Annotated in this window: 25 protein-coding genes; 6 read left to right on the forward strand and 19 right to left on the reverse strand. The window is 60.2% G+C overall.

Annotation, left to right across the window (positions count from 1 at the left end; genetic code table 11):
* Positions 1-182: 182 nt before the first annotated feature.
* The 3 genes from ACODTO_RS17935 (at position 183) to ACODTO_RS17945 (ending at position 2959) form a co-directional block, all read left to right on the forward strand.
* A complete protein-coding gene (locus tag ACODTO_RS17935) occupies positions 183-872 on the forward strand; it encodes a crotonase/enoyl-CoA hydratase family protein (RefSeq protein WP_489106828.1) in 690 nt (229 codons plus the stop codon).
* Between the two features lie 260 nt (positions 873-1132).
* A complete protein-coding gene (locus ACODTO_RS17940; protein WP_489106829.1) occupies positions 1133-1855 on the forward strand; it encodes a lysophospholipid acyltransferase family protein in 723 nt (240 codons plus the stop codon).
* Positions 1856-1987: 132 nt separating this feature from the next.
* Positions 1988-2959, forward strand: a complete 972-nt coding sequence (locus ACODTO_RS17945) for a magnesium and cobalt transport protein CorA (protein WP_041020886.1) — start codon at positions 1988-1990, stop codon at positions 2957-2959.
* A gap of 138 nt (positions 2960-3097) precedes the next feature.
* On the opposite strand, the gene ACODTO_RS17950 is transcribed toward ACODTO_RS17945, so the two are convergent.
* The 3 genes from ACODTO_RS17950 to ACODTO_RS17960 all read right to left on the reverse strand — a co-directional run bounded on the left by ACODTO_RS17950 (position 3098) and on the right by ACODTO_RS17960 (position 7277).
* Positions 3098-3832: an amidotransferase gene (locus ACODTO_RS17950; RefSeq protein ID WP_489106830.1), complete on the reverse strand. Its 735-nt coding sequence runs from the start codon at positions 3830-3832 to the stop codon at positions 3098-3100.
* Positions 3833-3914: 82 nt separating this feature from the next.
* On the reverse strand, positions 3915-6059 hold the full coding sequence (locus ACODTO_RS17955; RefSeq protein ID WP_489106831.1) for a 3-hydroxyacyl-CoA dehydrogenase NAD-binding domain-containing protein: 2145 nt from the start codon (positions 6057-6059) through the stop codon (positions 3915-3917).
* Between the two features lie 12 nt (positions 6060-6071).
* Positions 6072-7277, reverse strand: coding sequence for an acetyl-CoA C-acetyltransferase (locus ACODTO_RS17960; protein ID WP_139649436.1), 1206 nt, complete (start codon positions 7275-7277; stop codon positions 6072-6074).
* Positions 7278-7886: 609 nt separating this feature from the next.
* Between ACODTO_RS17960 and ACODTO_RS17965 the strand changes: the two genes are divergently transcribed.
* A complete protein-coding gene (locus tag ACODTO_RS17965) occupies positions 7887-8714 on the forward strand; it encodes a c-type cytochrome (protein ID WP_175386343.1) in 828 nt (275 codons plus the stop codon).
* A 46-nt stretch (positions 8715-8760) separates the two neighbouring features.
* On the opposite strand, the gene ACODTO_RS17970 is transcribed toward ACODTO_RS17965, so the two are convergent.
* The 13 genes from ACODTO_RS17970 to ACODTO_RS18030 all read right to left on the reverse strand — a co-directional run bounded on the left by ACODTO_RS17970 (position 8761) and on the right by ACODTO_RS18030 (position 18777).
* Entirely contained in the window at positions 8761-9561 is an 801-nt protein-coding gene (locus ACODTO_RS17970) for a transglutaminase family protein (protein WP_489106832.1), read from the reverse strand.
* Positions 9558-10508: an alpha-E domain-containing protein gene (locus ACODTO_RS17975; RefSeq protein WP_175363430.1), complete on the reverse strand. Its 951-nt coding sequence runs from the start codon at positions 10506-10508 to the stop codon at positions 9558-9560. Before ACODTO_RS17975 ends, ACODTO_RS17970 begins: the two co-directional genes overlap by 4 nt.
* 246 nt (positions 10509-10754) lie before the next feature.
* The gene (locus tag ACODTO_RS17980) at positions 10755-11096 is read right to left on the reverse strand and encodes a ribonuclease E inhibitor RraB (RefSeq protein ID WP_041021831.1); all 342 of its coding nucleotides are present in this window, start codon (positions 11094-11096) and stop codon (positions 10755-10757) included.
* Between the two features lie 203 nt (positions 11097-11299).
* Positions 11300-11536, reverse strand: a complete 237-nt coding sequence (locus tag ACODTO_RS17985) for a hypothetical protein (RefSeq protein WP_139649431.1) — start codon at positions 11534-11536, stop codon at positions 11300-11302.
* Positions 11537-11683: 147 nt separating this feature from the next.
* Complete coding sequence (locus tag ACODTO_RS17990) at positions 11684-12292, reverse strand: START domain-containing protein (protein WP_139649429.1); 609 nt, start codon at positions 12290-12292, stop codon at positions 11684-11686.
* A 79-nt stretch (positions 12293-12371) separates the two neighbouring features.
* Positions 12372-12626: a YkgJ family cysteine cluster protein gene (locus ACODTO_RS17995; RefSeq protein ID WP_139649428.1), complete on the reverse strand. Its 255-nt coding sequence runs from the start codon at positions 12624-12626 to the stop codon at positions 12372-12374.
* A 144-nt stretch (positions 12627-12770) separates the two neighbouring features.
* On the reverse strand, positions 12771-13244 hold the full coding sequence (locus tag ACODTO_RS18000; protein WP_139649426.1) for a translation initiation factor 2: 474 nt from the start codon (positions 13242-13244) through the stop codon (positions 12771-12773).
* Between the two features lie 72 nt (positions 13245-13316).
* Positions 13317-14759 carry an aminotransferase-like domain-containing protein gene (locus ACODTO_RS18005; protein ID WP_139649424.1) on the reverse strand — a complete coding sequence of 481 codons (1443 nt, stop codon included), beginning with the start codon at positions 14757-14759 and terminating at the stop codon, positions 13317-13319.
* A gap of 198 nt (positions 14760-14957) precedes the next feature.
* Positions 14958-15767 carry an OmpA family protein gene (locus tag ACODTO_RS18010; protein WP_139649423.1) on the reverse strand — a complete coding sequence of 270 codons (810 nt, stop codon included), beginning with the start codon at positions 15765-15767 and terminating at the stop codon, positions 14958-14960.
* Positions 15764-16123, reverse strand: coding sequence for a DUF4398 domain-containing protein (locus tag ACODTO_RS18015; protein ID WP_041021838.1), 360 nt, complete (start codon positions 16121-16123; stop codon positions 15764-15766). Before ACODTO_RS18015 ends, ACODTO_RS18010 begins: the two co-directional genes overlap by 4 nt.
* Before the next feature lie 9 nt (positions 16124-16132).
* Positions 16133-16957: a substrate-binding periplasmic protein gene (locus ACODTO_RS18020; RefSeq protein ID WP_489106833.1), complete on the reverse strand. Its 825-nt coding sequence runs from the start codon at positions 16955-16957 to the stop codon at positions 16133-16135.
* A gap of 138 nt (positions 16958-17095) precedes the next feature.
* On the reverse strand, positions 17096-18025 hold the full coding sequence (locus tag ACODTO_RS18025) for an electron transfer flavoprotein subunit alpha/FixB family protein (protein WP_041021840.1): 930 nt from the start codon (positions 18023-18025) through the stop codon (positions 17096-17098).
* A 2-nt stretch (positions 18026-18027) separates the two neighbouring features.
* Positions 18028-18777: an electron transfer flavoprotein subunit beta/FixA family protein gene (locus tag ACODTO_RS18030; RefSeq protein ID WP_024776877.1), complete on the reverse strand. Its 750-nt coding sequence runs from the start codon at positions 18775-18777 to the stop codon at positions 18028-18030.
* Between the two features lie 545 nt (positions 18778-19322).
* Here ACODTO_RS18030 and ACODTO_RS18035 point away from each other — a divergent pair.
* Positions 19323-20987, forward strand: a complete 1665-nt coding sequence (locus ACODTO_RS18035) for an electron transfer flavoprotein-ubiquinone oxidoreductase (RefSeq protein WP_489106834.1) — start codon at positions 19323-19325, stop codon at positions 20985-20987.
* Between the two features lie 183 nt (positions 20988-21170).
* On the opposite strand, the gene ACODTO_RS18040 is transcribed toward ACODTO_RS18035, so the two are convergent.
* The gene (locus ACODTO_RS18040; protein ID WP_139649414.1) at positions 21171-22061 is read right to left on the reverse strand and encodes an AraC family transcriptional regulator; all 891 of its coding nucleotides are present in this window, start codon (positions 22059-22061) and stop codon (positions 21171-21173) included.
* 179 nt (positions 22062-22240) lie between these two features.
* Between ACODTO_RS18040 and ACODTO_RS18045 the strand changes: the two genes are divergently transcribed.
* Positions 22241-23293, forward strand: a complete 1053-nt coding sequence (locus tag ACODTO_RS18045) for an NAD(P)-dependent alcohol dehydrogenase (RefSeq protein ID WP_175386299.1) — start codon at positions 22241-22243, stop codon at positions 23291-23293.
* Between the two features lie 44 nt (positions 23294-23337).
* Here ACODTO_RS18045 and ACODTO_RS18050 read toward each other — a convergent pair whose 3' ends face one another.
* On the reverse strand, positions 23338-24141 hold the full coding sequence (locus ACODTO_RS18050; RefSeq protein WP_041023886.1) for an IclR family transcriptional regulator: 804 nt from the start codon (positions 24139-24141) through the stop codon (positions 23338-23340).
* Between the two features lie 60 nt (positions 24142-24201).
* Positions 24202-25512 carry an MFS transporter gene (locus ACODTO_RS18055; RefSeq protein WP_139649410.1) on the reverse strand — a complete coding sequence of 437 codons (1311 nt, stop codon included), beginning with the start codon at positions 25510-25512 and terminating at the stop codon, positions 24202-24204.
* Positions 25513-25649 lie beyond the last annotated feature (137 nt).

Raw genomic sequence — 25649 nt, forward strand, 5'->3', positions numbered from 1 at the left:
ACAGGGCAAACCGGCCAATCTCCGGGTTGGCATGTACACCGCTCCACGGATACAGACACGGCCGACTGGGCGGGACAGACTGTTATTACGGCTCGGAGCTGACCGGTGAGTCAGTCATGACGCTTTACCTGATCCGCGACGGTGGGTAACGTTTGAGCCACTTCTCTTACAAGGAATGCGTCATGAGCGACCTGATTGCCTACCATCTCGAAGACGGTATCGCGACCCTGACCTTGAACAACGGCAAGGTCAATGCCATCTCACCGGACGTCATTGCCGCGTTCAACGCTGCACTGGATCAGGCGACGGAAGATCGGGCAGTCGTGATCATCACCGGGCAACCGGGGATCTTGTCGGGGGGTTATGATTTGAAGGTGATGACGGCCGGCCCCAAGGAAGCGGTAGGCCTGGTCACCGCCGGCTCGACCCTGGCCCGTCGCCTGTTGTCACACCCCTTCCCCGTCATTGTCGCTTGCCCTGGCCACGCCGTGGCGAAAGGTGCATTCCTGCTGCTTTCGGCAGACTACCGCATCGGTGTGGACGGGCCGTTCAGCATTGGCCTGAACGAAGTGCAGATCGGCATGACCATGCATCACGCCGGTATCGAGCTGGCCCGTGATCGCTTGCGCAAATCCGCGTTTCATCGCTCGGTCATCAATGGCGAGATGTTCAACCCGCAGAGCGCCGTGGACGCTGGCTTCCTCGATAAAGTGGTGTCGGCCCAGGAACTGCGGGATGCGGCGCTGGAAGCGGCGCGTCAGTTGCAGAAAATCAACATGAAGGCGCACAAGAACACCAAGTTGAAAGTGCGCAAGGCACTGCTGGAAACCCTGGACACTGCGATCCTGCTGGACCAGGAATACCAGGGTTAATCCCTGTTTATCCAGGACACACTTTTGTGGGAGCGAGCCTGCTCGCGATAGCGGTACATCAGCAACGTATCTATTGAATGTACCTTTGCCATCGCGAGCAGGCTCGCTCCCACAAAAGCCGAGGCCCTCTAGCCTGCGGCTCTCCCTCCGTTGAACACATGCGCTCGAACATCGCCCGTCTCCTTCCTCCTAGGGGCAATTGCCGAAACCAGTGCACACTCGTACACTGAACCACCTTTTTTGTCCCGGTGGGCCTGTGGATGTTGTTCGTATTGCGTATGTCGCTGATGGGTCTGCATTTTCTTGTAGCGGGTGTGTTGGGTGTGATCCTGGGTCTGTGCCGTCCCTTCAACCCGGACAACAGCCGTTTATGCGCAAGGTTGTATGCGTGGCCCGCCATGTGGATTATGGGTTTACGGGTCAAGGCCGATATCGAGACGTTGGTAGGTAAATCCCAGAGTTGCGTGATCATCGCCAACCACCAATCCAACTATGACTTGTTCGTATTCGGCAACGTGGTGCCCCACCGCACTGTGTGCATCGGCAAAAAGAGCCTGAAGTGGGTACCCCTGTTCGGACAGTTGTTTTGGCTGGCGGGAAACGTGTTGATTGACCGTGGCAACGCGATCAAGGCGCGCCGCGCCATGCAGACCACGACCCACACGCTGCAGCATGAACAGACGTCCATCTGGGTCTTCCCGGAGGGCACCCGCAATCTAGGCGGGGATTTGCTGCCGTTCAAGAAAGGCGCCTTTCAGATGGCGATCGCCGCCGGGGTGCCGATTGTTCCGGTGTGCGTCAGCCGCTACATCAAGCACATGCGCCTGAACCGTTGGCACAGCGGTGACATTCTCATACAGTCACTGCCGGCGATTCCTACGCAAGGTCTGACCCTGGACGACATGCCCCGCCTCATCGCCCAGTGCCGAGAACAGATGCAGACGTGCATCGCGGCGATGGACAGCCAATTGCAGGCCGGCTGAGCGCAGCCTATACCCACGACGGGTCTTTCTATTGGAGAACTCAGCGGATTTTGCCGACTCTCAAGCAACAGGGCGCGCTAAGCTGCACGGTGCCTGCCACTGCCATTTTCCAATAAGAAGTGAATCACCATCATGGGTAGAGTCGTTGCTGCTGCGGTCTACAGCGCCGGTAAGAAAGTCACCAATATCACCCTCGACGAAGGCAGCGCCTGGGCTGCAAAACCAGGGCATTTTGTGTGGATCGGCCTCGAAGAACCCAGTGTCCAGGAGCTGACCAATCTGCAGCGTCAATTCAACCTGCACGAACTGGCGATTGAAGACGCCATGGAGAAGCACAGCCGTCCCAAGCTTGAGACTTTCGGTGATGCGCTGTTCATCGTCACGTATTCGCCGATACGCAAGGACGGCAAGCTGCAGTTCATCGAAACCCATATCTTCGCCGGCAAGGGCTACATCATCACCGCCCGTAATGGGCATTCGGCCTCCTACGCCCATGTCCGACAACGCTGTGAGGCACGTCCACTCCTGCTAGAGCATGGGGAAGATTTCGTACTCTATGCCATCCTCGATTTCGTGATTGAAAACTATCAGCCGATGGGTGAAGCCATTCATAACGAGATCGATGAACTGGAGCACCATGTGCTGTGCAGTGCCTTGAACGAACGAGACATCCAGAACCTGCACAGCTTGCGTCGCGACGTGCTGCGCCTGCGCCGCTACGCAGCGCCGATGGTGGAAATCAGCGAGGAACTGCAAAAGCTGAACTTCCCTTTTATCGACAAGAACATGCGTCCGTATTTCCGCGATGTGCAGATTCATGTCACGCGGCAGATGGAAGATCTGACGACCCTGGCGGACATAGCCAGCCAGACCATCGAAGTCGGCGTGCTGCTCGAAGCGTCACGCCAGAGCGTGGTGCAGCGCAAGTTCGCAGCATGGGCGGCGATCCTGGCGTTTCCGACGGCGGTGGCCGGGATCTACGGGATGAACTTCCAGGACATGCCGGAGCTGAGTTGGCACTACGGCTATTTCACGGTATTGGGAGTGATTACCGTGGGATGCACCGCGTTATGGGCCAGCTTCAAGCGGTCGGGGTGGTTGTAGGCAGGCCTTCTCCCCATTTGCCCCAGGTACACATAACCCTGTGGGAGCGAGCCTGCTCGCGATAGCGGTGGATCAGCCAACAACAGCGCTGACTGGTAAACAGCTATCGCGAGCAGGCTCGCTCCCACATGAAAGTCTTCAGCGCTGGGTCGTTTCTGCCTGGGGTTTGTGCGCGACGAAACGCATCATCCACTCGGCCACGGTCGTGCCGTGATGTTCCTGTTCCAGGCTCGCCACGCCCTGGCTGTAGACCTGCTCGCCAAGGTGTTGCTGGCGCAGCTCCAGCAGTGCACGGGAATAATCGTGGATGAATTCGGGATGGCCCTGGAAGCACAGCACCTGATCATTGATGTGGTAGGCAGCGTACGGGCAGAAATCGCTGGAGGCGATGACCGTAGCGTTTTCGGGCAACTGAGTGACCTGGTCCTGATGACTGATCAGCAGGGTCAACTCCTCCATCACCGGACTCATCCAGGGGGCCTTGGCCGCGAGCTTGTAGCGGTGCGTGCCAACACCCCAGCCCTGGGTCGCGCGTTCGGTCTTGCCGCCCAGTAACAGCGCCAACAACTGGTGGCCAAAGCAAACGCCCAGCAGTTTGTCGCCACGCTGGTAACGGTCCAGCAGATACTTCTTGAGGGTTTGAATCCAGGGATCGGTACCAAAGGAATCGGCCTTGCTACCGGTCACCAGGTAAGCGTCGAACACCTCATCATCGCTCGGGTACTGCCCCTCCATGACGTTGTACACGACGAAATCGGCCGCGACCGGCTGTTGTGAAAACAGACGCTGGAACATCTGCCCGTAACCCTGATATTGATCGACCAGCTCCGGGCGCAGGATATCGGTTTCGAGAATGCAGATGCGTAGGGACATAAAAAATACCTGACACGGTGATGGGAATATTGCACACCCCAGAGCCTGCCTTGAAACCCCCCTCAAGGCAAGCCCCCCGCGATCAGAACAAGGCCTGCCTGGCGGCTTTTTCCAGCAACAGGGCCGGCGGCGAAAAACGTTCGCCATACTGCTCGGACAGGTACTGGGCCCGAGCGACGAAGTCCCGTGGGCCATACTGGTTGATGAACTGCAACGCACCGCCGGTCCAGCTCGCGAAGCCGATCCCGAAGATCGAGCCAACGTTGGCATCGGCCGTCGACATGAGCACGACCTCCTCCACACAACGCACGGTTTCCAGGGCCTGGATAAACAGCAAGCGATCGCGGATGTCCTGGGGCGGAATCTGTCGGTCGGCATCTTCGAAACGACGTTTGAGCTCCGGCCACAAATGTTTTTGTCCGCCGGCTGGGTATTCATAGAAACCGGCCCCGGCCGCTTTGCCCGGTCGCTGGTATTCCTTGAGCAACAAGTCAATCACGGCGAACGCCGGGTGCTCAATCGGCGCTTTCCCTTCTGCTTGAAGGTCCTTCGCGGTTTCGTCACGGATATGGCTGATCAAGCTGAGGGAAACTTCGTCAGACGCCGCCAGAGGCCCGACGGGCATCCCGGCCTTGCGGGCCTCGGTCTCGATCATCGGCGCACTCACCCCTTCACCGAGCATGGCGATGCCCTCATGGATAAAGGCGCCGAATACCCGCGACGTGAAGAAACCGCGACCGTCATTGACCACAATCGGTGTCTTGTTGATCTGCAGGACGAAATCGACACCACGAGCCAGGGTTACCTCGCTGGTGTGGGCACCTTTGACGATCTCCACCAAGGGCATTTTTTCCACTGGGCTGAAGAAATGCAGGCCGATGAACTTCGTCGGGTCCGTAATTGCAGCAGCCAGGCCAGTGATGGGCAACGTCGAGGTGTTGGAGGCAATCACCGCATCCGGTCCCACCACCGCCTGGGCGGCCGCCGACACCTTGGCTTTCAGGGCACGATCCTCGAACACCGCTTCGATGATCAGATCGCAACCGGACAGGTCCGCATCGTTATCGGTGGTATGAACCCGCGCCAGCGTGGTTTCGCGTTGCTGCACGGTGATCTGCTGGCGGGCGACTTGCTTGTCCAGCAGCGCGGCCAAACGGGCCTTGCCCTTTTCAGCTGCGGCCAAGTGGATATCCTTCAGGACCACCTCGATGTCGGCCAGGGCGCTGACGCAGGCAATGCCGGCCCCCATCATGCCAGCGCCAAGCACACCGACTTTTTTGGTCAGATACGGCGCAAACCCTTGTGGGCGCGAGCCTCCGGCCTTGATCTCGTTGAGCTGGAACCAGAAGGTACCGATCAGGTTCTTGGCGATCTGGCCGGTGGCCAGCTCAGTGAAATAGCGGGTTTCGATCAGGTGAGCCGCGTCAAAACCCACCTGTGCACCTTCCACCGCGGCACAAAGGATTTTCTCCGGTGCCGGCAAGCAACCCTGGGTCTTGGCGCGCAGAATCGAAGGGGCAATCGCCAGCGTCTGCATGACGTTCGGATCGGACGGCGTCCCCCCGGGAATCCGATAGCCCTTTACGTCCCAAGGCTGCACCGCGTCCGGGTTGGCGAGAATCCAGGCCCGCGCCTTGGCCAGCAGTTCCTCACGATCGACCGCCAACTCATCGATCAACCCGGCCTGCATCGCTTGTAGAGGGTCAACCCGCTTGCCTTCGAGCAGATACGGCAAGGCCTTCTCCAAACCAAGCAGGCGCACCATCCGGACTAACCCACCGCCGCCCGGCAACAGGCCCAGGGTGACTTCCGGCAGCCCGATCTGCACCGACGGATGATCCAGCGCGATGCGATGATGACAGGCCAGGCAGATCTCCCAGCCACCGCCCAGCGCTGCGCCATTGATGGCAGCCACCACCGGCTTGCCCAGCGTCTCAAGGGCGCGCAACTGCGCCTTGAGCCCCAGGATCATCTCGTAGAAGGCCTTGGCCTCGGACTTGCCGACCGCAACCAGCTCGTTGAGATCGCCGCCGGCGAAAAAGGTCTTCTTGGCCGAGGTGATGATCACGCCGGCGATCGAGTCTCTTTCGGCAACCAGACGGGCAACGCAGACGGCCATGGCCTCACGGTACACCGCGTTCATGGTATTGGCGCTCTGGCCAGGCAGGTCCATGGTCAGGACGACGATCCGGTCGTGGCCGGTTTCGTAACGAATGGCAGCGGTCATTGAGAATGTCCTTCAGAGGCGTTCGATCACAGTGGCAATGCCCATTCCGCCACCCACACACAAGGTCGCCAGGCCATAGCGCAGACGACGCACCTCCAACTCATCGAGCAGGGTGCCGAGAATGGCGCACCCCGTTGCTCCCAAGGGGTGCCCCATGGCGATGGAGCCGCCGTTGACGTTGACCCTGGCGGGGTCGATGGCCATGTCCTTGATGAACTTGAGCACCACCGAGGCGAAGGCTTCGTTGACCTCGAACAGGTCGATGTCCTCCACCCGCAACCCGGCCTTGGCCAAGGCTTTGCGCGTGGCCGGTGCCGGACCGGTGAGCATGATGGTCGGATCGGTGCTGGTGACGGCCGTAGCGATGATCCGCGCCCGAGGCCGCAAGCCCAGGGCGCGCCCCTTGGCTTCGGAGCCGATCAGCATCAGCGCCGCACCGTCGACAATCCCGGAGCTGTTGCCGGGTGTGTGCACATGATCGATCCGTTCGACATGGCTGTAGACCCTCAGCGCCGTGGCGTCGAAGCCCATCTGGCCCATGGCTTCGAAACTCGGCTTGAGCCTGCCCAGGCCTTCAAGGGTGGAGTCGACCCGGATGAATTCGTCGTGGTCCAGCAGTACGATGCCGTTCTGATCCCGCACCGCCACCAGGGACCTCTCGAAAGAACCATCAGCCCGGGCCCGCCCGGCTTTTTTCTGGGAGTGCAGCGCATAGGTATCGACGTCTTCGCGGCTGAAGCCTTCCAATGTGGCGATCAGGTCGGCACCAATGCCTTGAGGAACGAAGTGCCCCTGCAGGTTGGATTGCGGATCCAACGCCCAGGCGCCGCCGTCGCTGCCCATTGGCACCCGGGACATCGACTCGACCCCACCGGCCACCACCAGGTCCTCGAACCCCGAGCGCACTTTCATGGCGGCCAGGTTCACCGCTTCAAGGCCCGAGGCGCAGAACCGATTGAGCTGGAGACCCGCAACGCTGACATCCCAGCCGGCCACCAGGGCGGCGGTCTTGGCAATGTCGGCCCCTTGTTCGCCTACGGGCGTTACGCAACCAAGCACGACGTCATCGACCTGGCGGGTGTCCAGGTCCATGCGCTGCTGCAAGGCCTGGAGCAACCCTCCCACCAGATTCACCGGCTTGATACTGTACAAGGCGCCGTCCGCCCTGCCCTTGCCACGGGGCGTGCGCAAGGCATCGAAAATCAACGCTTGGGTCATGACATCCTCGAACCACGACGGATAACGCAATGCCTCCAACCATAAGCCCAGCGGTGCCGGATTCAATGACCCGAGTGCTCAACCGCATTGACGACCACGGTCAGACGAACGGTAGCGTGCTATCGGGTTAACCGATTCAGGAACGCAAGCTGTCTAGCTAAAGGACCCGCAAGAAGGTGGCAATAGGCCTCATTCCTTTTTTATAGCAACACGTTTGAACCTGATACGAATTGGATCTAAGCCAAAGCGGCTGCGGCCCCTAATGTAATCCTTGTACAAGAATGTCGTCGGGTTTTGCCGAGGCGCTTGTCAGACAGGAAGTGCAACGCCAGCCATCATGGAGTTATGCAGGCTGGCCTCAGGAAATAACAAAAAAGGCGGGTCAGCCATGTTCAAACATTCGAAAGTTCGTCAAGCCGGACTCATTCTCTTCGCCACCACGCTGCTGTTGATTTTGCCGAATATTCCCAAAATGATCGGCTGAGTATTGCGTGCGGGCGCCTGCATCAACAGTGATGCGGTATCGCCATCCATTGTGTCGCCAAAAAATGTGACGGGTTCGTTGTTCGAGCGGCGTTGGCTGTGCCAACCTTGCGCCACTCTCTCGACATGGAAGGCGATCCATTGAAAGCTCTCATCCTGTTCGGGGCGTTGCTGCTCAGCACGCCCCTGTATGCCGCTCAACTGGTGCTGGAGTTGGGTGCGACTGCGCGTACCTGGCAAACCGAAGAACTGCTCAAGCATCCTGAAGCTCGAACGATCCAGATACCCGACGACGTTTCCTACAAAAAACCGATGAGCTATCGCGCCGTACCGCTGACGTCGCTGCTGACCGGTGTCCAGCCGGATGATCATCTGCAGGCCGTGGCCCTGGACGGTTTCGCCGCCGAAATGTCCGCCGCGCCATTACTCAACAAGAACGGCGCACGCGCCTGGCTGGCCATCGAAGACCCGGCCGCCCCTTGGCCCTCCCTGGGAGAGGGCAAGTCCAGTGCCGGACCTTTCTATCTTGTCTGGACCGATCCTCAAGCGGGCCATATCAGCCCGGAACAGTGGCCGTACGCGGTGGCGAGCATCAAGCGCATGTCAGCCGTGGCCGAGCGCTTCCCCGCCCTGCTGCCGGCGTCCACCCTGTCCAAGGACGATCCGGTCAACAAGGGCTTCGAGCTGTTCCAGAAAAATTGCCTGGCATGCCATCGGCTCAATGGCGCAGGCGACGCACAGTTTGGCCCGGACCTGAACATTCCCTTCAATCCCACGGAATATTTCTCGGGCGACTTCCTCAAGCGTTATATCCGGGATCCGCAAGGACTGCGCCACTGGCCCCAGGGCAAGATGCCGGCGTTTTCAGCGGCCGTGCTGCCAGACCCTGAACTGGATCTGTTGGTGGGGTATCTGAAGCATATGGCCGGGCGTAAACAGCCGTTGGGCCAATAAGACCTTCCCTTGGCGAGGGAGCAAGCTCCCTCGCCACCGCTCCACGTCATTGCTGCTGCACTGTGATCACCGGTGCCGGCGTCGCGGCCACCCTGGCCCGCATCTGCTCACCGCCACCACGACGCAGGCCACGTACCGGGCAAGCATCCAGGTAGTCCAGGCCAACGGCCAGTTTCAGGTGTCGTTCCGGACGAGACAACTGGTGGGTCACGTCGAAGCTGTACCAGGCGTCCTCGAGCCAGGCTTCGGCCCAGGCGTGGCTGGCCAGGTGTTCATTGTCCCCGCTGTACACGTAGCCCGACACATAGCGTGCCGGTATGCCCAGGCTGCGGGCGCAGGCCAGGAATACGTGGGCATGGTCCTGGCACACACCGGTACGGCCGGCGAATGCCTGGGCCGCGCTGGTTTCCACTTCAGTGGAACCGGGGGCGTAGGTCATGTGCTGGTTCACCCCGTGCATCAGGTCGATCAGCGCCGTGCGGTCGCGACGTTGCTTGCATTGCTCCCGAGCGAAGGCGCGGAGCGCCTCGTCTGCCTCGGTCAGCCGGGTGAAGCGCAGGAACGGCAAGGCTGACTGCTCCTCGTGTTCGGCCTCGCGTAGCGGGTCGATGTCCACCTGGCCCCGTGCGCCGATGATGATCGTTTCGTGGGGTTCCTCCAGGGTAAGGACGTGGAGGATGTTGCCGAACGGGTCCAATTGCGCGTGCACCGGCCTCGGCAAATCGAGCTGCCAGCTCAGCACATGCTGGCGTTCGGTGTCGTGGGGCGTCAGGCGCAGGTACTGGATACTGGCGCGAACCTGCTGCTCGTAGTGGTAGGCCGTTTCGTGGCTGATCGAGAGTCTCATATGATCTCCAGGTAGGAACTGTGGATGGCGTCGCCCAGTTCCCGAACCAGCGGGATGAATTCGGTGAGCCAGGCATGCAGGCCACCGTCGAGGATTTCGTTGATACCGGTGTAGCGCAGGCGTGCATCCATTTCCGCCGCCAGACGTTGTGCCAGTCGTCCGTTGGTGCCCGACAGGCTGGCGAGGATCTGGTCGATTTCCTCGGTGCAGGCCCGCAGCGAGCGCGGCACGTCGGCACGCAACAGCAACAACTCGGCCACAGGGCGAGCCCCGGGAGCCTCACGGTAGAGTTGCGTATAGGCCTCGAAGGATGACAAGGCTCGCAACAACGCGCTCCATTGGTAATACGCGTGGGCCGTGCCGTCGCTGACGGTGGCAGCCTGATCGCCAGCCATTTCGTAGCGGGCGTCAAGTAAGCGTAGTGTGTTGTCGGCCCTTTCGATAAACGTTCCCAGACGAATGAACCTGAATGCATCGTTACGCATGATGGTGCCGAAGGTGGCCCCTCGAAACAGGTGGGATCGTTCCTTGATCCACTCACAGAAGCGGCTCAGGCCGTAATGCCCCAGGCCCTGCCCGGCGATGTCGCGAACCTCCAGCCAGGTGGCATTGGTGTTTTCCCACATGTCAGCGGTGATTCGCCCACGCACCGCATGGGCACAGGCCCGCGCGGCGCCCAGGCAACTGTAGATGCTGGCCGGGTTGGCAGCGTCAAGGGCGAAGAAGTTCAGCAGACGCTCGGCGTGCAGGCCGCCGTGCCGTTCCCGGTAATCGTCCAGGGTGCCGGTGATCATCAAAGGCATGGCCAGTTCGTGCAAGCCATCGCCGCGACCATCCTGGGGCATCAATGACAGCGAATAGCTCACATCGAGCATCCGCGCGAGGTTTTCCGCCCGCTCCAGGTAACGCGCCATCCAGTACAGGTTCGAGGCGGTCCGACTCAACATGGCCATCCGTCCTTCAATCCCTCGACCACCCAAGTGTCCCTTTGGTAATACTCCCAAGCATAGTCATGGAAGACAGACATGGCCTCTACTCGACACAACCAGGTACAAAGCCTGTTCGGGATAGATCAGTCAGGTTCATGGCGATGGATGGTGTGACGCAGCATCTGTCAGCGCTCGGCTACAGACTGCACACACGAAAACGGCCAACCCGAAGGTCAGCCGTTGTGGTGTGGCAGGGCACGGATATCAGGCCTGGAGACGCCGGATCTCCTGCTTCACCCCCCAACCTTCGATGATGCCGCCCAAGGGCTCCACCACCGCTTCGAAGTCTTGCTCGAAATCTCCAATGTCATCGTAAGTGGCATACATCACCCGGCTCAGTTCCAATGACCAGGCACCGTCGTCCCGTGCGCTGATCTGTGCGTTCAATGACTCACCCCGAAAATGACCCGCCGCCCTGCGCGCCCGCTCCTCGTCCGGGAAAATGGCGTAGAACTCGATAGGATGGAATCGTGAGAAATCGAACCCGCCTTCTTTCATGCGGCGCAACACACTGGTGCTGATGTCTTCTTGATAGGCTGTGCTCATGAAACGTCCTCCTCAGATCGATGGATAGACTTTCCGTCTTCCCACGCGGGCAACCCGTGGATTGCAAGCGATACGGCATCAAATGACCGTCGGGACACAAGCATGTAGCTGACAAGACCGGACCTTGGCGATCCTTTCGCTGATCTCCATTGCAGAGTAGCCTCAAGTGATAGCCACTGCCAAGCGGGGCCAGGCCACGAACTTCATGAAATCGGTGTAATGCTGATGATTTCGATGCTGTGCTGGGATTTGAGATTCTTGACCGTTGGCTCGGCAGTTCGCCCTTCCAGGTCATTGAGGTCCAACTTGGCGGGCACCGGGAGCAATCTTTCACGAATCAACTGTGCCGCCTGCTCCATGGTGGGCTCCTGGTCATAGTCGAACTGCTCGGCGATCGCTTCGCCGTGGTCATCAACGAACGTGATTTCCCACTTATGCATTAGTGTCTCCTCGATCAAATCATGGCCGGGCTTACCTCTATCTCGACCTTTGGGTGTGAATAATCGTTCCGCTGATTACCTGGACGGCACAAACGAAAAGACCGCCTGGCAGGCGGTCTCCGTGTGGGCATCCATCAAGCCTGACGATTATTTCTCGGCACGTTCCCTCAAGGCCTTCAAGGTGTTGAACGGTGCATCCACCACGAATTTGTTGGCCAGCCAGGACGGTACATCACCACCGGGTTCGGTGTGGACCTGATAGGTCACCTCGATCTGGTCCGCGCCCTTGGGCGTGAATTTCCAGAAGCCATCGACCTGGGCCACTCGCACAAACCCCTTCTCTTCCGGCAGGTAGGTCGGTACACCCTTGAGGTTGCGGGTCAGGCTGCCATCGGCGCCTTCGACGGTGGTGACTTGCAACACCGAATCCCGGGACGTGACCGGCCATGGCGTATTGAACTGGGTGTAGGTCCAGCTCTGGTTGCCTTCGTGCTTGAGCAGCTTCTGGGTTTTGCACTCATGAATCCAGGCACAGGCACCCGGGACATCTTCCTGCAGGGCCCGCAACTTCGTCATGCTGGTTTTCATGACCGTCACGCCGCGGTAGGCCTTGTACTTGGAGCCGGCCACTTCACTGAGAGAAACCTTGATACCGTCCTGCTCCTTGACGACCTGCCAGTCTTCCGCCTGCGCAGTTGCGGTTGCCAAAAATGCACTCAAGCCACACAACACAGCCATACGATGCAGCGAACCCATAGTTTTTTTCCTTATTGTCGAAGTCCGGTCAGTTGAGTTTCGTCATTGGGCTTCACCATCAGCCCAGTCCATTGACCCATTACACCGCAGTGGCCTGCTCCCACCACCCGATCAGCCGGATGGCTTCCTCACGGCTGTTGCCGCAGACCTCAATGTCGGCCGCGAAACCCGAGCACACCGCCGGACGTTCCGGCTGGCCGAAGATCCGGCACAAGTTATCGACCGACAATTGCACACAACGTTCTCCCGCCGGCTTGCCATGGGGCATGCCGGGGATCGACGAACTGATGGAAGGGGCAATGCAACAGGCGCCACAGCCTTCACGGCATTTCATGACGACAACATCCTCTCGGGTAATGGCCCAATAACGGAACACAGAGTAGCGGCTTAAACACTCGTTTTAAATTACCGTCTGCGTGTTTTTTCACCCAACGGAAGATGACCGGGCAGTCAGCGTCGAATTGTATTCACCGAAGATTTATCGCTTGAATTCGAAATCCAGGGCCGCACCTTCCACTTCCCGGCGCTCCGAATTACGCAGTGGCAGCTGCATTTCGTTATTCAGCAGGCGGCCATTGAGCTGGAACGGGTCCGGCTTCTGCTCGAACATCGACGGTAGCAACGACTCACGCTTGGGCAGCGGCACCTTCCCGGGTGGTTGCAGCTGCTGAACCATGTCATGGGGCAGGCTCAGATCCAGGTTGGCCGGTGGTAATGGAGTCTTGGCAACCTCATGGGCGGATTTGCTCTTCGAGGCAATAGGGGCCCGTTTCTTCTGCGAGGAAGCCGTTTTTTTAGCGACTTTCTTCTTCGCCGCCGGTGGCTTTTTCGACGCATTTTGGGTGGCGCTGGCGACCGGTTTTTCTTGCACCGAAGCCGCCACGACGCCTGCGGCATGGAAGGCAGTCAGCAGGCCGATCAAAACCCAGGAGGCAGGAGCAATGGCTTTCATAAAGACAACGGCACTTACGGCAGAGAAGTACATGCTCGCCTGATAATCCGACGCTGACAAGCCCGCTGATACCTACAGGAAACCGCTGGCGGTCTCCTGGCACAATTGCGTGGCCAACAGCCCCAATGTCATCAACGCCCGTTCCGCCTCGCGGTTCCAGGGTATGCCGCAGTTCAGGCGAATGCAGTGGTTGAACTGCTCGGTGTTACTGAAGATCAACCCCGGCGCGATACTGATCCCCTGTTGCAACGCCCGGACGTGCAGCTCCTGGGTATTGACCCGCCCCGGCAAGCTGACCCACAGGATGAAGCCACCGGTGGGACGACTCATTTGCGTGCCTTCGGGGAAGTACTGTTGCACCGCCAGCTGGAAGGCACTGAGGTTCTTGCGGTACTCCTGGCGGATATAGCGCAGATGGCGGTCATAGCCGCCATTTTCCAGATAGGCCGCGATGCCCATCTGCGTGACGCTGCACGCCGAGTGTGTACTGAACGTCTGCAGTCGCTGGATCTCCTGCTGGAATTTACCGGCGATCATCCAGCCGATGCGTACGCCCGGCGACAACGTCTTGGAAAAGCTCGAACAGTAGATGACCCGGTCTAGCCGGTCATAGGCCTTGAGCGCCTTGGTCCGCCCCTGCTCGAACATCAACTCGCCGTAGATGTCATCCTCGACCACCTGAATGTCGAAGTCCGAAGCCAGGCGCAACAGTTGCTTCTGCCGCTCCTCAGGCATGGTACCGCCGAGGGGATTGCTCAGCCGCGTGGTCAGCACCAGCGCCTTGATCGACCACTGGTTGGCCGCCAGTTGCAGGGCCTCCAGGCTCATGCCGGTCACCGGGTCGCTGGGGATCTCGATGACCTTGAGGCCCAACAGATCCGCCAGTTGCAGCAAACCATAGTAAGTGGGCGATTCGGCGGCAATCAGATCCCCCGGCCGAGTCAGTACTCGCAGGGACATTTGCAGCGCATCGACACAACCGTGGGTAATCACCACTTCGGAAGGGTCCACCACGACACCGGCATCGCGCATGCGAATCGCCACCTGACGACGCAACGGTTCGAAGCCGGGGCTGAACATGTAGCTGAACGCCCGCGGGCTGTGGAAGCGCGTGACCTTGGCCAACTGCTGATGCAGTGCCCGTACAGGCAGGTAATCCACACTCGGCACCGCCGCGCCCAACGGAAATACCCCTTCGCGACGGGACTCGACCAATACCTGTTGGATGATACTGCTGCGAGTCACCAACCCCGGACGCTCTACCCGGGCGATATCCGGGGTCGGCGCCGTAAGCGCCGGCGTCTGATGCACGTAGTAACCCGATTGCGGCCGCGCACGAATCAGCCCCTGGTCCTCAAGGTTGGCATAGGCCTGCAACACCGTCGCGTGACTGACGTTGAGCTGCGAACTCATCTTGCGCACCGACGGCACGCGTTCACCGGGCTGATACACACCCCGGCGGATGTCTTCGGCCAGTTGCTGAGCAATACGTTGGTAGAGCAGGAGGTTGGTCATGACGCAGCACTCGATTTCACGGGCATGTTGTTCTTGTAGGAAACGATACCGGAACAGTTTAGAAGTGTACGGGGACAGTTGCCAGATTACTCGACCGTACAGTGCAGTGACAGCCCCAACTGTGTGCGAATGTGCGAACTACAAGCACAAAAAAACCCGGCGCCCCTGGGGGGCCGGGTTTTCCAGTGACGCGGCCCTTTAGCGGGCAGCGCCGAGCTGGCCCTTCTCGTCGGAGAACACAATTTCAACCCGACGGTTCTGCGCCCGGCCACGCTCGGTGGCGTTGACGTCCACCGGGAACTCGTCGCCGTAGCCTTCGACCTGGATGCGCTTGTCATCAATCCCCAGGTCTACCAGCACGTCCGCCACCGCCTGTGCGCGGTCTCGGGACAGCTTGAGGTTTTCCTGCTTGCCGCCGGTGCTGTCGGTATAGCCTTCGATGCGCACCACTCGCTTGGGGTTGAGCTGCAGGAACTGCACGATCTTGAGCACCACCCGGTTGGCCGAGTTCTTCAATTCAGCCTCGCCGGTGTCGAACAACACATCGCCGAGGGTCATCACCAGGCCCCGATCGGTCTGGGTGGTGGTCATCTCCATGATCTGCTCTTCCAGCCATTTGCCTTGCTGCTGGACACTGAGCAACTTGGATTCGCGCAAGGCCAACTGCAGACGCTGGCGCTCCAGTTCGAGCTTTGCCGCGCGCTCTTCGTTGAGCACCTGGTTACTGTGTTCCCGGGCGATTTCACTGTAGCGCTGGCTGAGGTAGGCGTAATGCAGTACATCCTCACCGCTGCCCCAGTAACTGGACAGGCGATCGGCCCGAGCCAGCGACTCACCGGCGCGAATCACGTCCCTGGGCGCTGCGCGCAAGACGTTGGCGTCTTCCTTCACCTTCTGGAAATCGGTACTGGCTTTTTCCAGTGCCACTTCACTGCGTTGACCCGCGCAGCCGTACAAGCTGGCCAGGCCCGCCAGGATCAAACCGCCAAACACATGGGAGTGCTTCATTGGGCATCCTCCCTCAGTTGCTTGCGCAAGCGCTTGATGCGGGTGTCGAGCACGTTCAGTTGCTCCTGGCTCTTGAGGGTCAGCACCTTCGCTTCGGCCAGACGTGCGTCCAGCTCGGCCTGCTCGGCACGCATGCGCGCTTTCTTGTACGACGCGTCGGCCATGTTGGATTTGGCGCGGGCGAACTTGTCTTCGGCGAGTTTCAGTTCCGGCACTTCATCGGCAGTGGCACCCACCGCCCGGGCTTGCTCCAGTGCCTGTTCAGTCAGGCGGATCTGTTCATTCGGCGCCGGATCGGCTGCGCAGCCCGCCAGAGCCAGAACGGCCAGGGCAGCGAAAAGAGGTCGAATAGTCACTAATGTTCCCTACTGTTTTGGGGCACCGACAGGTGGCTGCAACTGTGTGTTCCAACGTTCGAGATTGCGTTGCAACACAGCCTCCGTCAGGCCGGACGCGGCCAATTCTGTCATCTTTTGCGCCAGCTGTCCGCGCAACCATGGCTCGTTGCAGGCAGAGTCATGGGAAACCGCGAGGAACAGCCCCGGTTTATCCACCGGTTGTGGAGCCGCTTGCAGGTCGTTCGCCATGCCCAGTGTCTGCGCCATCGCCAGGCCCGAGTAGCGCCCGGCGAGGACATATCCCACCTCTCCCAGCAGCAATTTCTGAAAGGCCTGGGTCAGGTTGGAGGTGCGGACCAGGGACAATCTCTGCTCGGCGAAGAGGCTGAATTCCTGAGTCATGCGAGCCTTTTCCGACAAGGCGCCGGGATGACCGTGTAGATCCTCGGGCCCGTTGACGACCAGCTTGGAATCCTTGCGGGTCCAGACCAGGTAATCGTTGTCCAGCACGGGAGGATGGACATAGTCCAGGAAATCAAGCCCGGTCGGCGTCAACGGGGCGTCGGCAAGTAGATCCATGCGCCCGCTGCGCACCTCGTCCAGTGCCTGGGCGCGCTTGCCAGCATAGAGCAATTCGACCTTGATGCCCAATTCTCCCGCCACCTGGGTCAGCAAGTCGGCACTGGCACCGATCAAGTGCTTGGGATCCTGAGGGTCTTGCCAGAGATAAGGCGGCGCATCCGGGCTGCCAGTGGCGATCATCCGCTCGCACTTGCCGGCGGCGACAGACAGACCCGGCACGCCCGCCAGCGCCCACAGCAACGACCAGCCGGCCAAACGGCGAAGATCCATGGCGTTACGCTCCCCTTGAAAATGCAGACAATAAAAAGCCCGGCCAGGACCGTATTGCGCTCATTCAAGGACTCAGAAGAACCTTAAATGAGCTGCACTACGGTCAAAGCCGGGCTCTTTATAAGTGAAGAGGCCGGATTAGACCAGCTTCTCCAACTCAGGGACTGCTTCGAACAGATCCGCCACCAGGCCGTAATCGGCCACTTGGAAGATCGGTGCTTCTTCGTCCTTGTTGATCGCAACGATCACCTTGGAGTCCTTCATACCGGCCAGATGCTGGATCGCGCCGGAGATACCGACGGCGATGTACAGCTGTGGCGCAACGATCTTGCCGGTCTGGCCGACCTGCATGTCGTTGGGTACGAAACCTGCGTCGACCGCTGCGCGGGAAGCGCCGACGGCAGCGCCCAGCTTGTCGGCCAGGGCGTACAGGTGCTTGAAGTTGTCACCGTTCTGCATGCCGCGGCCGCCGGAAACGACGATCTTGGCAGCGGTCAGTTCAGGACGATCGGACTTGGCCAATTCTTCGTTGACGAAGCTGGAAATACCGGCGTCGTGGGCAGCGCCTACGGCTTCGACGGCGGCCGAGCCACCTTCGGCTGCAACCGGGTCGAAGCCGGTGGCACGCACGGTGATGACCTTGACCGAAGCGCTCGATTGCACGGTGGCAATGGCGTTACCGGCATAGATCGGACGCTGGAAGGTGTCGGCGCTTTCCACCGAGATGATCTCGGAGATCTGGTCGACGTCCAGGGCAGCGGCAACCCGCGGCAGGATGTTTTTGCCGTTCGAAGTAGCGGCAGCCAGGATGTGGCTATAGCCCTTGCCCAACTCGGCTACCAGTGGAGCAACGTTTTCCGGCAACTGGTGCGCATAGGCGGCGTTGTCGGCCGACAGCACTTTTGCCACACCAGCGATTTTCGCGGCGGCTTCGGCCACGGCGCCAGCGCCCTGACCGGCTACCAGAACGTGGATATCGCCACCGATTTTGGCAGCGGCAGCAACGGTGTTCAGCGTGGCCGGAGCCAGCGCCTTGTTGTCGTGTTCGGCGATTACCAAGATAGTCATAGTTAGATTACCTTCGCTTCGTTTTTCAGTTTCTCGACCAGTTCAGCCACCGACTTGACCTTGATGCCCGCGCTGCGTGCAGCCGGCGCTTCGACTTTCAGGGTCTTGTTGGTGGAGGCGGTGGAAACGCCCAAAGCGTCAGGAGTCAGCACTTCAAGCGGCTTCTTCTTGGCTTTCATGATGTTTGGCAGGGACGCGTAGCGCGGCTCGTTCAAACGCAGGTCGGTGGTGACGATGGCCGGCAGCTTCAGGGAAACGGTCTGCGCGCCGCCGTCGATTTCGCGGGTCACGGCAACGCTGTCGCCGGACACTTCGACCTTGGAGGCGAAGGTGCCCTGACCGTAGCCGCTCAATGCGGCGAGCATCTGGCCGGTCTGGTTGTTATCGCTGTCGATGGCTTGTTTGCCGAGGATCACCAGCTGTGGCTGTTCCTTGTCGACAACGGCCTTGAGCAGCTTGGCCACGGCCAGGGAAGTCAGCTCTTCGGCGGATTCGACGAGAATGGCGCGATCGGCACCCAGCGCCAGCGCAGTGCGCAGTTGCTCCTGGGCGGTGGTCGGACCGATGGAGACGACGACGATCTCGGTCGCCACACCTTTTTCTTTCAGGCGTACGGCTTCTTCCACGGCGATTTCGCAGAAAGGGTTCATCGACATCTTGACGTTGGCGAGGTCGACGCCGGAGTTGTCCGCCTTGACGCGAACCTTGACGTTATAGTCGACCACTCGTTTGACAGCTACAAGAACCTTCATGGATTCCTCGTTACTCTCCGGTGAAAAGAAAGTCGCCTAGGCGAACCTGGCGGTTGATGCTCATGGGCGCAAGGGCACCTCTAAAAACGCCGGCATGAACCACACATGACCTTGCTCACGGGAGTGAAGACCGTCCGTCAGTGATGACCGATGAGTCATTCATTATCGCGGCGTGTAAACTGCGCGTTCGAACACGCAATACGTCACTTTGTGCTGCCTTCGCCCTGTCTTTAGAGGTGCTCTTGAAACCAACAGTCAGCCTACGGCGAGCGCAAAACCGCCCGTATCTTGACCGGAACGCCTATTCCGGTCAATACGGCAAAATGGCCAGTCATAAGCCGCACGTCGGTGATTTATCTGGCCTGCGGCTATTTCAAACAAACGTTTGTATTGGACCTTGAGAGTGGTGTAGATATAATGCGCCGCCAAGAGAGAACCGCGGGTCATCCATTGTCACTTTCGTCGTTTTCCCCGAAGGAAACAATGGATGCAACGCCCAACCTCCAATTAGAAAAACCGTGAGCCTTGAGAGTAGGAGATAGCCTGTGGAACGCGAATACATGGAATTCGACGTGGTCATCGTCGGTGCCGGCCCCGCTGGCCTGTCTGCCGCCTGCCGCCTGAAGCAGAAGGCCGCCGAAGCCGGTAAGGAAATCAGCGTCTGCGTGGTGGAAAAAGGCTCCGAAGTGGGTGCGCACATCCTTTCCGGCGCGGTGTTCGAGCCCCGCGCCCTGAATGAACTGTTCCCGGACTGGAAAGAACTCGGCGCTCCGCTGAACACGCCAGTCAAGCGCGATGACATTTATGTCCTGAGGAACGCCGACACTGCGAACAAAATCCCTGACTTCTTCGTGCCCAAGACCATGCACAACGAAGGCAACTATATTATTTCCCTCGGCAATCTTTGCCGTTGGCTGGCCCAGCAGGCCGAGAACCTCGGCGTGGAAATCTACCCGGGCTTCGCCGCCCAGGAAGCGCTGTTCGACGAAAACGGCGTGGTTCGCGGGATCATCACTGGCGATCTGGGTGTTGACCGTGAAGGCCACCCGAAGGAAGGTCTCTACACGCCTGGCATGGAACTGCGCGGCAAGTACACGCTGTTCGCCGAAGGCTGCCGTGGCCATATCGGCAAGCAACTGATCAAGCGCTTCAACCTGGACAGCGACGCCGATGCCCAGCACTACGGCATCGGCTTGAAGGAAATCTGGGAAATCGACCCGGCCAAGCATCAACCCGGCCTGGTGGTGCACACCGCCGGCTGGCCGCTGGACATCATGGGCACCGAGAACACCGGCGGCTCCTTCCTTTATCACTTGGAAAACAACCAGGTGGTCGTGGGCCTGATCGTCGACCTGTCCTACAGCAACACCTACCTGTCGCCGTTCGACGAATTCCAGCGCCTCAAGCATCACCCGGTGCTCGAGCAGTACCTGGAAGGCGGCAAGCGCGTCAGCTACGGCGCCCGTGCCATCTGCAAGGGCGGCCTGAACTCGCTGCCGAAAATGGTCTTCAAGGGCGGCGCGCTGATCGGTTGCGACCTCGGCACGCTGAACTTCGCCAAGATCAAGGGCAGCCACACCGCCATGAAGTCCGGCATGCTCGCCGCCGATGCCGTGGCCGATCGCCTGTTCGCCGAATCCGAAGGCGGTGATGAACTGACCGCTTACGTTGACAGCTTCAAGAACAGCTGGCTGTACGAAGAGCTGTTCGCCAGCCGCAACTTCGGCGCAGCGATCCACAAGTACGGCGCAATCGTCGGTGGCGGCTTCAACTGGCTCGACCAGAACATCTTCGGCGGCAAGCTGCCGTTCACCCTGCACGACAACAAGCCCGACTACGCCTGCCTGAAGCTGGCGGCCGATTGCAAGAAGATCGACTACCCGAAACCGGACGGCAAGATCAGTTTCGACAAACTCAGCTCGGTGTTCATCTCCGGTACCAACCACGAAGAAGAGCAGCCCTGCCACCTGAAGCTGACCGACCCGAGCATCCCGATCGGCAAGAACCTGCCACTGTACGACGAACCGGCCCAACGCTACTGCCCGGCCGGTGTGTATGAGGTGGTGACCAAGGAAGACGGCGAGAAGCGCTTCCAGATCAACGCCCAGAACTGCGTGCACTGCAAGACCTGCGACATCAAGGACCCAGCCCAGAACATCACCTGGGTATCGCCGGAAGGCGCCGGTGGGCCGACTTACCCGAACATGTAAGCCGATTCGCTGAACATCAAGGCTCCCGCAATGGGGGCCTTTTTGTTGCCTGCGATTAATGGAGTGTCGCCCCCCCCTGTGGGAGCGAGCCTGCTCGCGATAGCAGTGTGTCAGCCAGTAAAGATGCCGACAGGTGAACCGCTATCGCGAGCAGGCTCGCTCCCACAGGTGATCTGCAGCGGTTCAGGCAGCGCGCTCTTCCCCGGGGTTGCGCTCGAAGTAGCGCTTGTACTCCCGGCTGAACTGCGACGAGCTCTGGTAACCCACCTGATGTGCGACCTGGGCCACGCCCATGCCCTCGCTGAGCAACAGCCGCTGCGCCTTGAGCAAGCGCAATCGCTTGAGGTACTGCACCGGCGACAGCAACGTACTGCGCTTGAAATGCTCATGGAAAGTCGAGGCGCTCATGTTCGCGCAGTTGGCCAGGGTCTCGACGTTCAGCGGCTCGGTGAAGTGCGCGTGTAAGTGGCTCAATGCGGCAGCGATCCGAGCGAACTGCCCTTGCTGCTCCACCAACGCCCGCAACACATCGGCCTGGGGCCCGCGCAACGCCGCGAAGAGCAATTCCCGCAACCGCGCCTGGCCCATGACCTGGCATTCCAGTGGGTCGTGCAAGCATTGCAACAGACGCTCGACGCATCCGCGCATGGCGTCATCGAGCACGGCGCTGGTCATGGATTCCGGTGTCTGCGGCGGCAGGTTCCGTCCCGGCGTCAATCCCATGGTCAGCACCAACTCGCCCAACAGCGCCCGATCGATCGCAACGGAAATCCCGAGCAGCGGAGCATCGGGCATGGCGTAGGTTTCGCACTCGAACGGTACCGGCAGCGCCTGGATCAGGTAGTGCCCGGCGCCGTACTCCAGCGTGCGCGGTCCCAGGTACGCCAGTTTACTGCCTTGGGCAATGATCACCAGGCTCGGCTCGTAGAGCTGCGGGCCACGGGCGATGTCTTCGCTGCACCGCAGTACTTGCACGCCAGGCAGCTGTGTAGGAATAAAGCCGTCACGGGTCGCCAGAGGTTCGATCAGCGAAACCAGCGCCGCGTTGGCATCGAGATAGCGGGTCAGCAACATGGGAAAAACTTCACGGAAAAAGGGATGGGAACATCATCGCAGGTCTGGCGCTCCATAGGATCAATCTACGGTCAAGGCCGGAGGATTAGGCATGACACCCGTAGGAATCGCCATCGCGGGATGCCGCCATGGCTCCCAGAATAGATCGCCTGACTGTTCATTGTTTAGCGAGGTTCAATATGTACACTGCCATCGGATACGCCGCTCAATCGTCCACCGCGCCCCTCGCCCCCATGAAGTTCGAGCGGCGCAGCCCGCAGGCCGACGACGTGGCAATCGACATTCTCTACTGTGGCGTCTGCCACTCCGATATCCACCAGGCTCGCAACGAATGGGGCATCGCTGTCTACCCGCTGATGCCCGGCCACGAGATCGTAGGGAAGGTTACCGCCGTCGGTGCAAATGTCACCCGCTATAAGATCGGCGACTTGGTGGGTGTTGGCTGCATGGTCGATTCCTGCCGCGAGTGCGAAGCCTGCCATGCTGACCTGGAGCAATACTGCTACCAGGGCATGACCCAGACCTATGCCAGCCCGGACCGTATCAGCGGCGGCCATACCATGGGTGGCTACTCCGACAGCATCGTGGTCAACGAACATTTCGTATTGCGTATCCCCGCCGCACTCGACCCGGCCAGCGCCGCACCGATTCTCTGCGCCGGCATCACGACCTACTCCCCCCTCAAGCACTATGGCGTGAAGGCCGGTGACAAGGTCGGCGTGCTCGGCATGGGCGGCCTCGGCCACATGGGTATCAAGTTCGCCAAGGCCATGGGCGCCGAAGTGACGTTGTTCACCCGCTCCGCGAGCAAGGCGGAGGAAGCCCGTCGCCAGGGCGCAGACCATGTGATCGTGTCCACCGACGCCAAGCAGATGGCCGCTGCCGCCGGACGCTTCCACTTCCTGTTGGACACGATTCCGGTACAGCACGACCTCAATCCCTACCTGGGGACGTTGCGTTTCGACGGCGTACATATTCTGGTGGGCCTGGTCGAGCCGATCGATCCGCCGGTCCATGCCGCCAATTTGATCATGGGCCGTCGTGTATTGGCCGGTTCGTTGATCGGTGGCATCGCAGAAACCCAGGAAGTGCTGGATTTCTGCGCCGAGCACAACATCAGTTGCGACGTTGAAATGCTCGACATCCGCCAGATCAACGAAGCCTACAGCCGCATGATCGCCGGAGACGTCAAGTACCGCTTTGTCATCGACATGGCGACGCTCAAGGCCTGACGCAGTGGGTTTTGAGAGCATGAGTTAGCCACACAGGCCACTAATCAGACCTTGGCACCCAGCTCCGCCGACAGCCGAGCTGTGACCCCTTTGACCAGGGGAATCAGCTCGGCCATTTTTTCCAACGGCATGTACGGCACGGTGCTGGCAATGCTGATACCGGCGACAATCCGCTTGCCGGCGTCCCGGATCGGCGCCGCCACGCAACGAATCGACGGTTCATTGTCCTCCAGGTCGAAGGCATAGCCTCCCGCCACATACTCCACCATCCGCTGCTGGAACTGTTCCCAGGACTGCTCCTGGTGCTGGGGCCAGAACTGATTCTTCCCAGCGGCCGGAAGACTGATTTCATACAGCCGCCGCCAATTGTCCTCGGGATCATCGAGCATCAGGGCCTTGCCAATCCCCGTGCGCGCCAACGGCATGCGATGGCCCACCCGCGAACGCATTTCCGGACCGTTTCGCCCCGGATTCTTCAGCAGGTACAGAACCTCGTCACCCTCGCGAATCGCCAGGTGAACGGTGTCGCCGGTCAATGCCGACAACTCGTCCAGATACGGTCCTGCCAGGCTCACCAGCGGTAGCTCTTCCCGGGCCTGGAAACCCAGTTCGATCAACTTCGGCCCCAGCAGATACCCCACCTGCGGCACCACGCGCAGGTAACGCTCGTCCACCAGGCAACTGGCCAGGCGATGGGTGGTGCTGCGGGTCGTGCCAATCAGCCGGGCGATTTCCTTCAGGTCACGGGCACCGCTGGCGACCGCCTGAACCACACCCAGGCCGCGCAGCAATGTCTGGGTGCCTGTAGGCGCTGCGTCCTTGGTGATTTTTGGATCGTCTTGCTGCATATCCGACCTTCAACAGTGAGCGGGGAACGGGGCGGCATTATGGTCGCCCGCCCCGTCGGACTACAACTCGATGCGCTCGACCTTCCCGACCAGCAGGATGTAGGACAACGCGCCCACCAGCGCCAGAACGGCGATATAGGTAATGGCCGGGGCAAACGAATCGCCGCTGGCAAGGAAACCAATGACAATCGGCGTGGCGATGGCCGCCAGGTTGCCGATGAAGTTGAACACCCCACCCGTCAGCCCGAGCAGCCGCGCCGGCGCCAGGGTCGACACCAGCGACCAGGTGATCGACGCCAGGCCATTGCCGAAGAAGGCCAGCGCCAGGAACGCGATCACCAGCGGTGTCGATTCAACGAAGTTGGCACCGATGATCGAGGTCGAGATCAGCAAGCCGCCAATGATCGGCAGCTTTCGGGCGAACCCGACCGTGGCGCCGCGCCGGATCAGCCAGTCGGAAAAGAACCCGGAGCACAACACGCCGACAAACGCCGCGAGAAAGGGCAACGATGCCAGCAGGCCAGACTTGATGAAGTCCATGCCACGATATTTCACCAGGTAGGTCGGGAACCACGTCAGGAAAAACCACAGCGTGGAGTTCAGGCAGAACTGGCCCAGATAGATGCCCCACAGCTTGCGCCGGGTCAGCACGACACCCAGGTCGGTCCAGCTGAATTTCGCCTTGGCCTTGGCCGCCTCGGCCTGGATGTCCACCAGCCCGCCGCCCTCGCGAATCAAATCGATTTCAGCAGCGTTGGCGCCCTTGAAATCCCGCGGCTCGCGATACACCGCGTACCAGATCACCGCCCAGAGAATGCCGACCGCGCCGGTCACCACGAAGACCATGTGCCAACCAAACGTGTGCTGCAGCCAGGCCAGCACCGGCGTCAGGAAAGCCAGGCCAACGAATTGTCCGGAAGTGTAGAAACCAATGGCCGTGGCCCGCTCGCGCTCAGGGAACCAGGTGGTCACTACACGGCTGTTGATCGGATAGGCCGGCGCCTCCAGGGCCCCGACCGCCATGCGCAGCACGAACAAAGCGATGAAGCTGGCGGCGAAACCGAGCATCACCGTGGCCACCGACCACAACAGCAACGCGACGCTGTACAGAATCCGCGGCGGCACGCGGTCCACCAGCCAGCCGCCGGGAATCTGCATGGCGGCGTAGGTCCAGCCGAACGCCGAGAAGATCAGCCCGACATGGATCGGATCGATGCCCAGTTCACTGGTCAGCGCGGGGGCGGCAATCGACAGGTTGCTGCGGTCCAGGTAGTTGATCACCACGGTGATGAACAGCAGGACCATGATGAAAAAACGCTTGCGGCTGGGCGTCACCAACGACGCCTGCGCGCTCAGGGTGTGCGCTTGCATGTGAGGTGCCTCTTTTTATATTTGTCGAATATGGCAAAGGTGGAGGAAGTCCCTGTGGGAGCAAGGCTTGCCCGCGACGCAGACGATGCGTTTTCCAGTCGGAGCGCGTCATCGTTCATCGCGGGCAAGCCTTGCTC

It is taken from the genome of Pseudomonas sp. FG13, from assembly GCF_057809755.1.

Bases quoted from the DNA above. Each gene is read 5' to 3' on its own strand.
- ACODTO_RS17935 (WP_489106828.1), top strand. From the start codon at position 183: ATGAGCGACCTGATTGCCTACCATCTCGAAGACGGTATCGCGACCCTG.
- ACODTO_RS17940 (WP_489106829.1), top strand. From the start codon at position 1,133: ATGTTGTTCGTATTGCGTATGTCGCTGATGGGTCTGCATTTTCTTGTA.
- ACODTO_RS17945 (WP_041020886.1), top strand. From the start codon at position 1,988: ATGGGTAGAGTCGTTGCTGCTGCGGTCTACAGCGCCGGTAAGAAAGTC.
- ACODTO_RS17950 (WP_489106830.1), bottom strand. From the start codon at position 3,832: ATGTCCCTACGCATCTGCATTCTCGAAACCGATATCCTGCGCCCGGAG.
- ACODTO_RS17955 (WP_489106831.1), bottom strand. From the start codon at position 6,059: ATGACCGCTGCCATTCGTTACGAAACCGGCCACGACCGGATCGTCGTC.
- ACODTO_RS17960 (WP_139649436.1), bottom strand. From the start codon at position 7,277: ATGACCCAAGCGTTGATTTTCGATGCCTTGCGCACGCCCCGTGGCAAG.
- ACODTO_RS17965 (WP_175386343.1), top strand. From the start codon at position 7,887: ATGGAAGGCGATCCATTGAAAGCTCTCATCCTGTTCGGGGCGTTGCTG.
- ACODTO_RS17970 (WP_489106832.1), bottom strand. From the start codon at position 9,561: ATGAGACTCTCGATCAGCCACGAAACGGCCTACCACTACGAGCAGCAG.
- ACODTO_RS17975 (WP_175363430.1), bottom strand. From the start codon at position 10,508: ATGTTGAGTCGGACCGCCTCGAACCTGTACTGGATGGCGCGTTACCTG.
- ACODTO_RS17980 (WP_041021831.1), bottom strand. From the start codon at position 11,096: ATGAGCACAGCCTATCAAGAAGACATCAGCACCAGTGTGTTGCGCCGC.
- ACODTO_RS17985 (WP_139649431.1), bottom strand. From the start codon at position 11,536: ATGCATAAGTGGGAAATCACGTTCGTTGATGACCACGGCGAAGCGATC.
- ACODTO_RS17990 (WP_139649429.1), bottom strand. From the start codon at position 12,292: ATGGGTTCGCTGCATCGTATGGCTGTGTTGTGTGGCTTGAGTGCATTT.
- ACODTO_RS17995 (WP_139649428.1), bottom strand. From the start codon at position 12,626: ATGAAATGCCGTGAAGGCTGTGGCGCCTGTTGCATTGCCCCTTCCATC.
- ACODTO_RS18000 (WP_139649426.1), bottom strand. From the start codon at position 13,244: ATGAAAGCCATTGCTCCTGCCTCCTGGGTTTTGATCGGCCTGCTGACT.
- ACODTO_RS18005 (WP_139649424.1), bottom strand. From the start codon at position 14,759: ATGACCAACCTCCTGCTCTACCAACGTATTGCTCAGCAACTGGCCGAA.
- ACODTO_RS18010 (WP_139649423.1), bottom strand. From the start codon at position 15,767: ATGAAGCACTCCCATGTGTTTGGCGGTTTGATCCTGGCGGGCCTGGCC.
- ACODTO_RS18020 (WP_489106833.1), bottom strand. From the start codon at position 16,957: ATGGATCTTCGCCGTTTGGCCGGCTGGTCGTTGCTGTGGGCGCTGGCG.
- ACODTO_RS18025 (WP_041021840.1), bottom strand. From the start codon at position 18,025: ATGACTATCTTGGTAATCGCCGAACACGACAACAAGGCGCTGGCTCCG.
- ACODTO_RS18030 (WP_024776877.1), bottom strand. From the start codon at position 18,777: ATGAAGGTTCTTGTAGCTGTCAAACGAGTGGTCGACTATAACGTCAAG.
- ACODTO_RS18040 (WP_139649414.1), bottom strand. From the start codon at position 22,061: ATGTTGCTGACCCGCTATCTCGATGCCAACGCGGCGCTGGTTTCGCTG.
- ACODTO_RS18045 (WP_175386299.1), top strand. From the start codon at position 22,241: ATGTACACTGCCATCGGATACGCCGCTCAATCGTCCACCGCGCCCCTC.
- ACODTO_RS18050 (WP_041023886.1), bottom strand. From the start codon at position 24,141: ATGCAGCAAGACGATCCAAAAATCACCAAGGACGCAGCGCCTACAGGC.
- ACODTO_RS18055 (WP_139649410.1), bottom strand. From the start codon at position 25,512: ATGCAAGCGCACACCCTGAGCGCGCAGGCGTCGTTGGTGACGCCCAGC.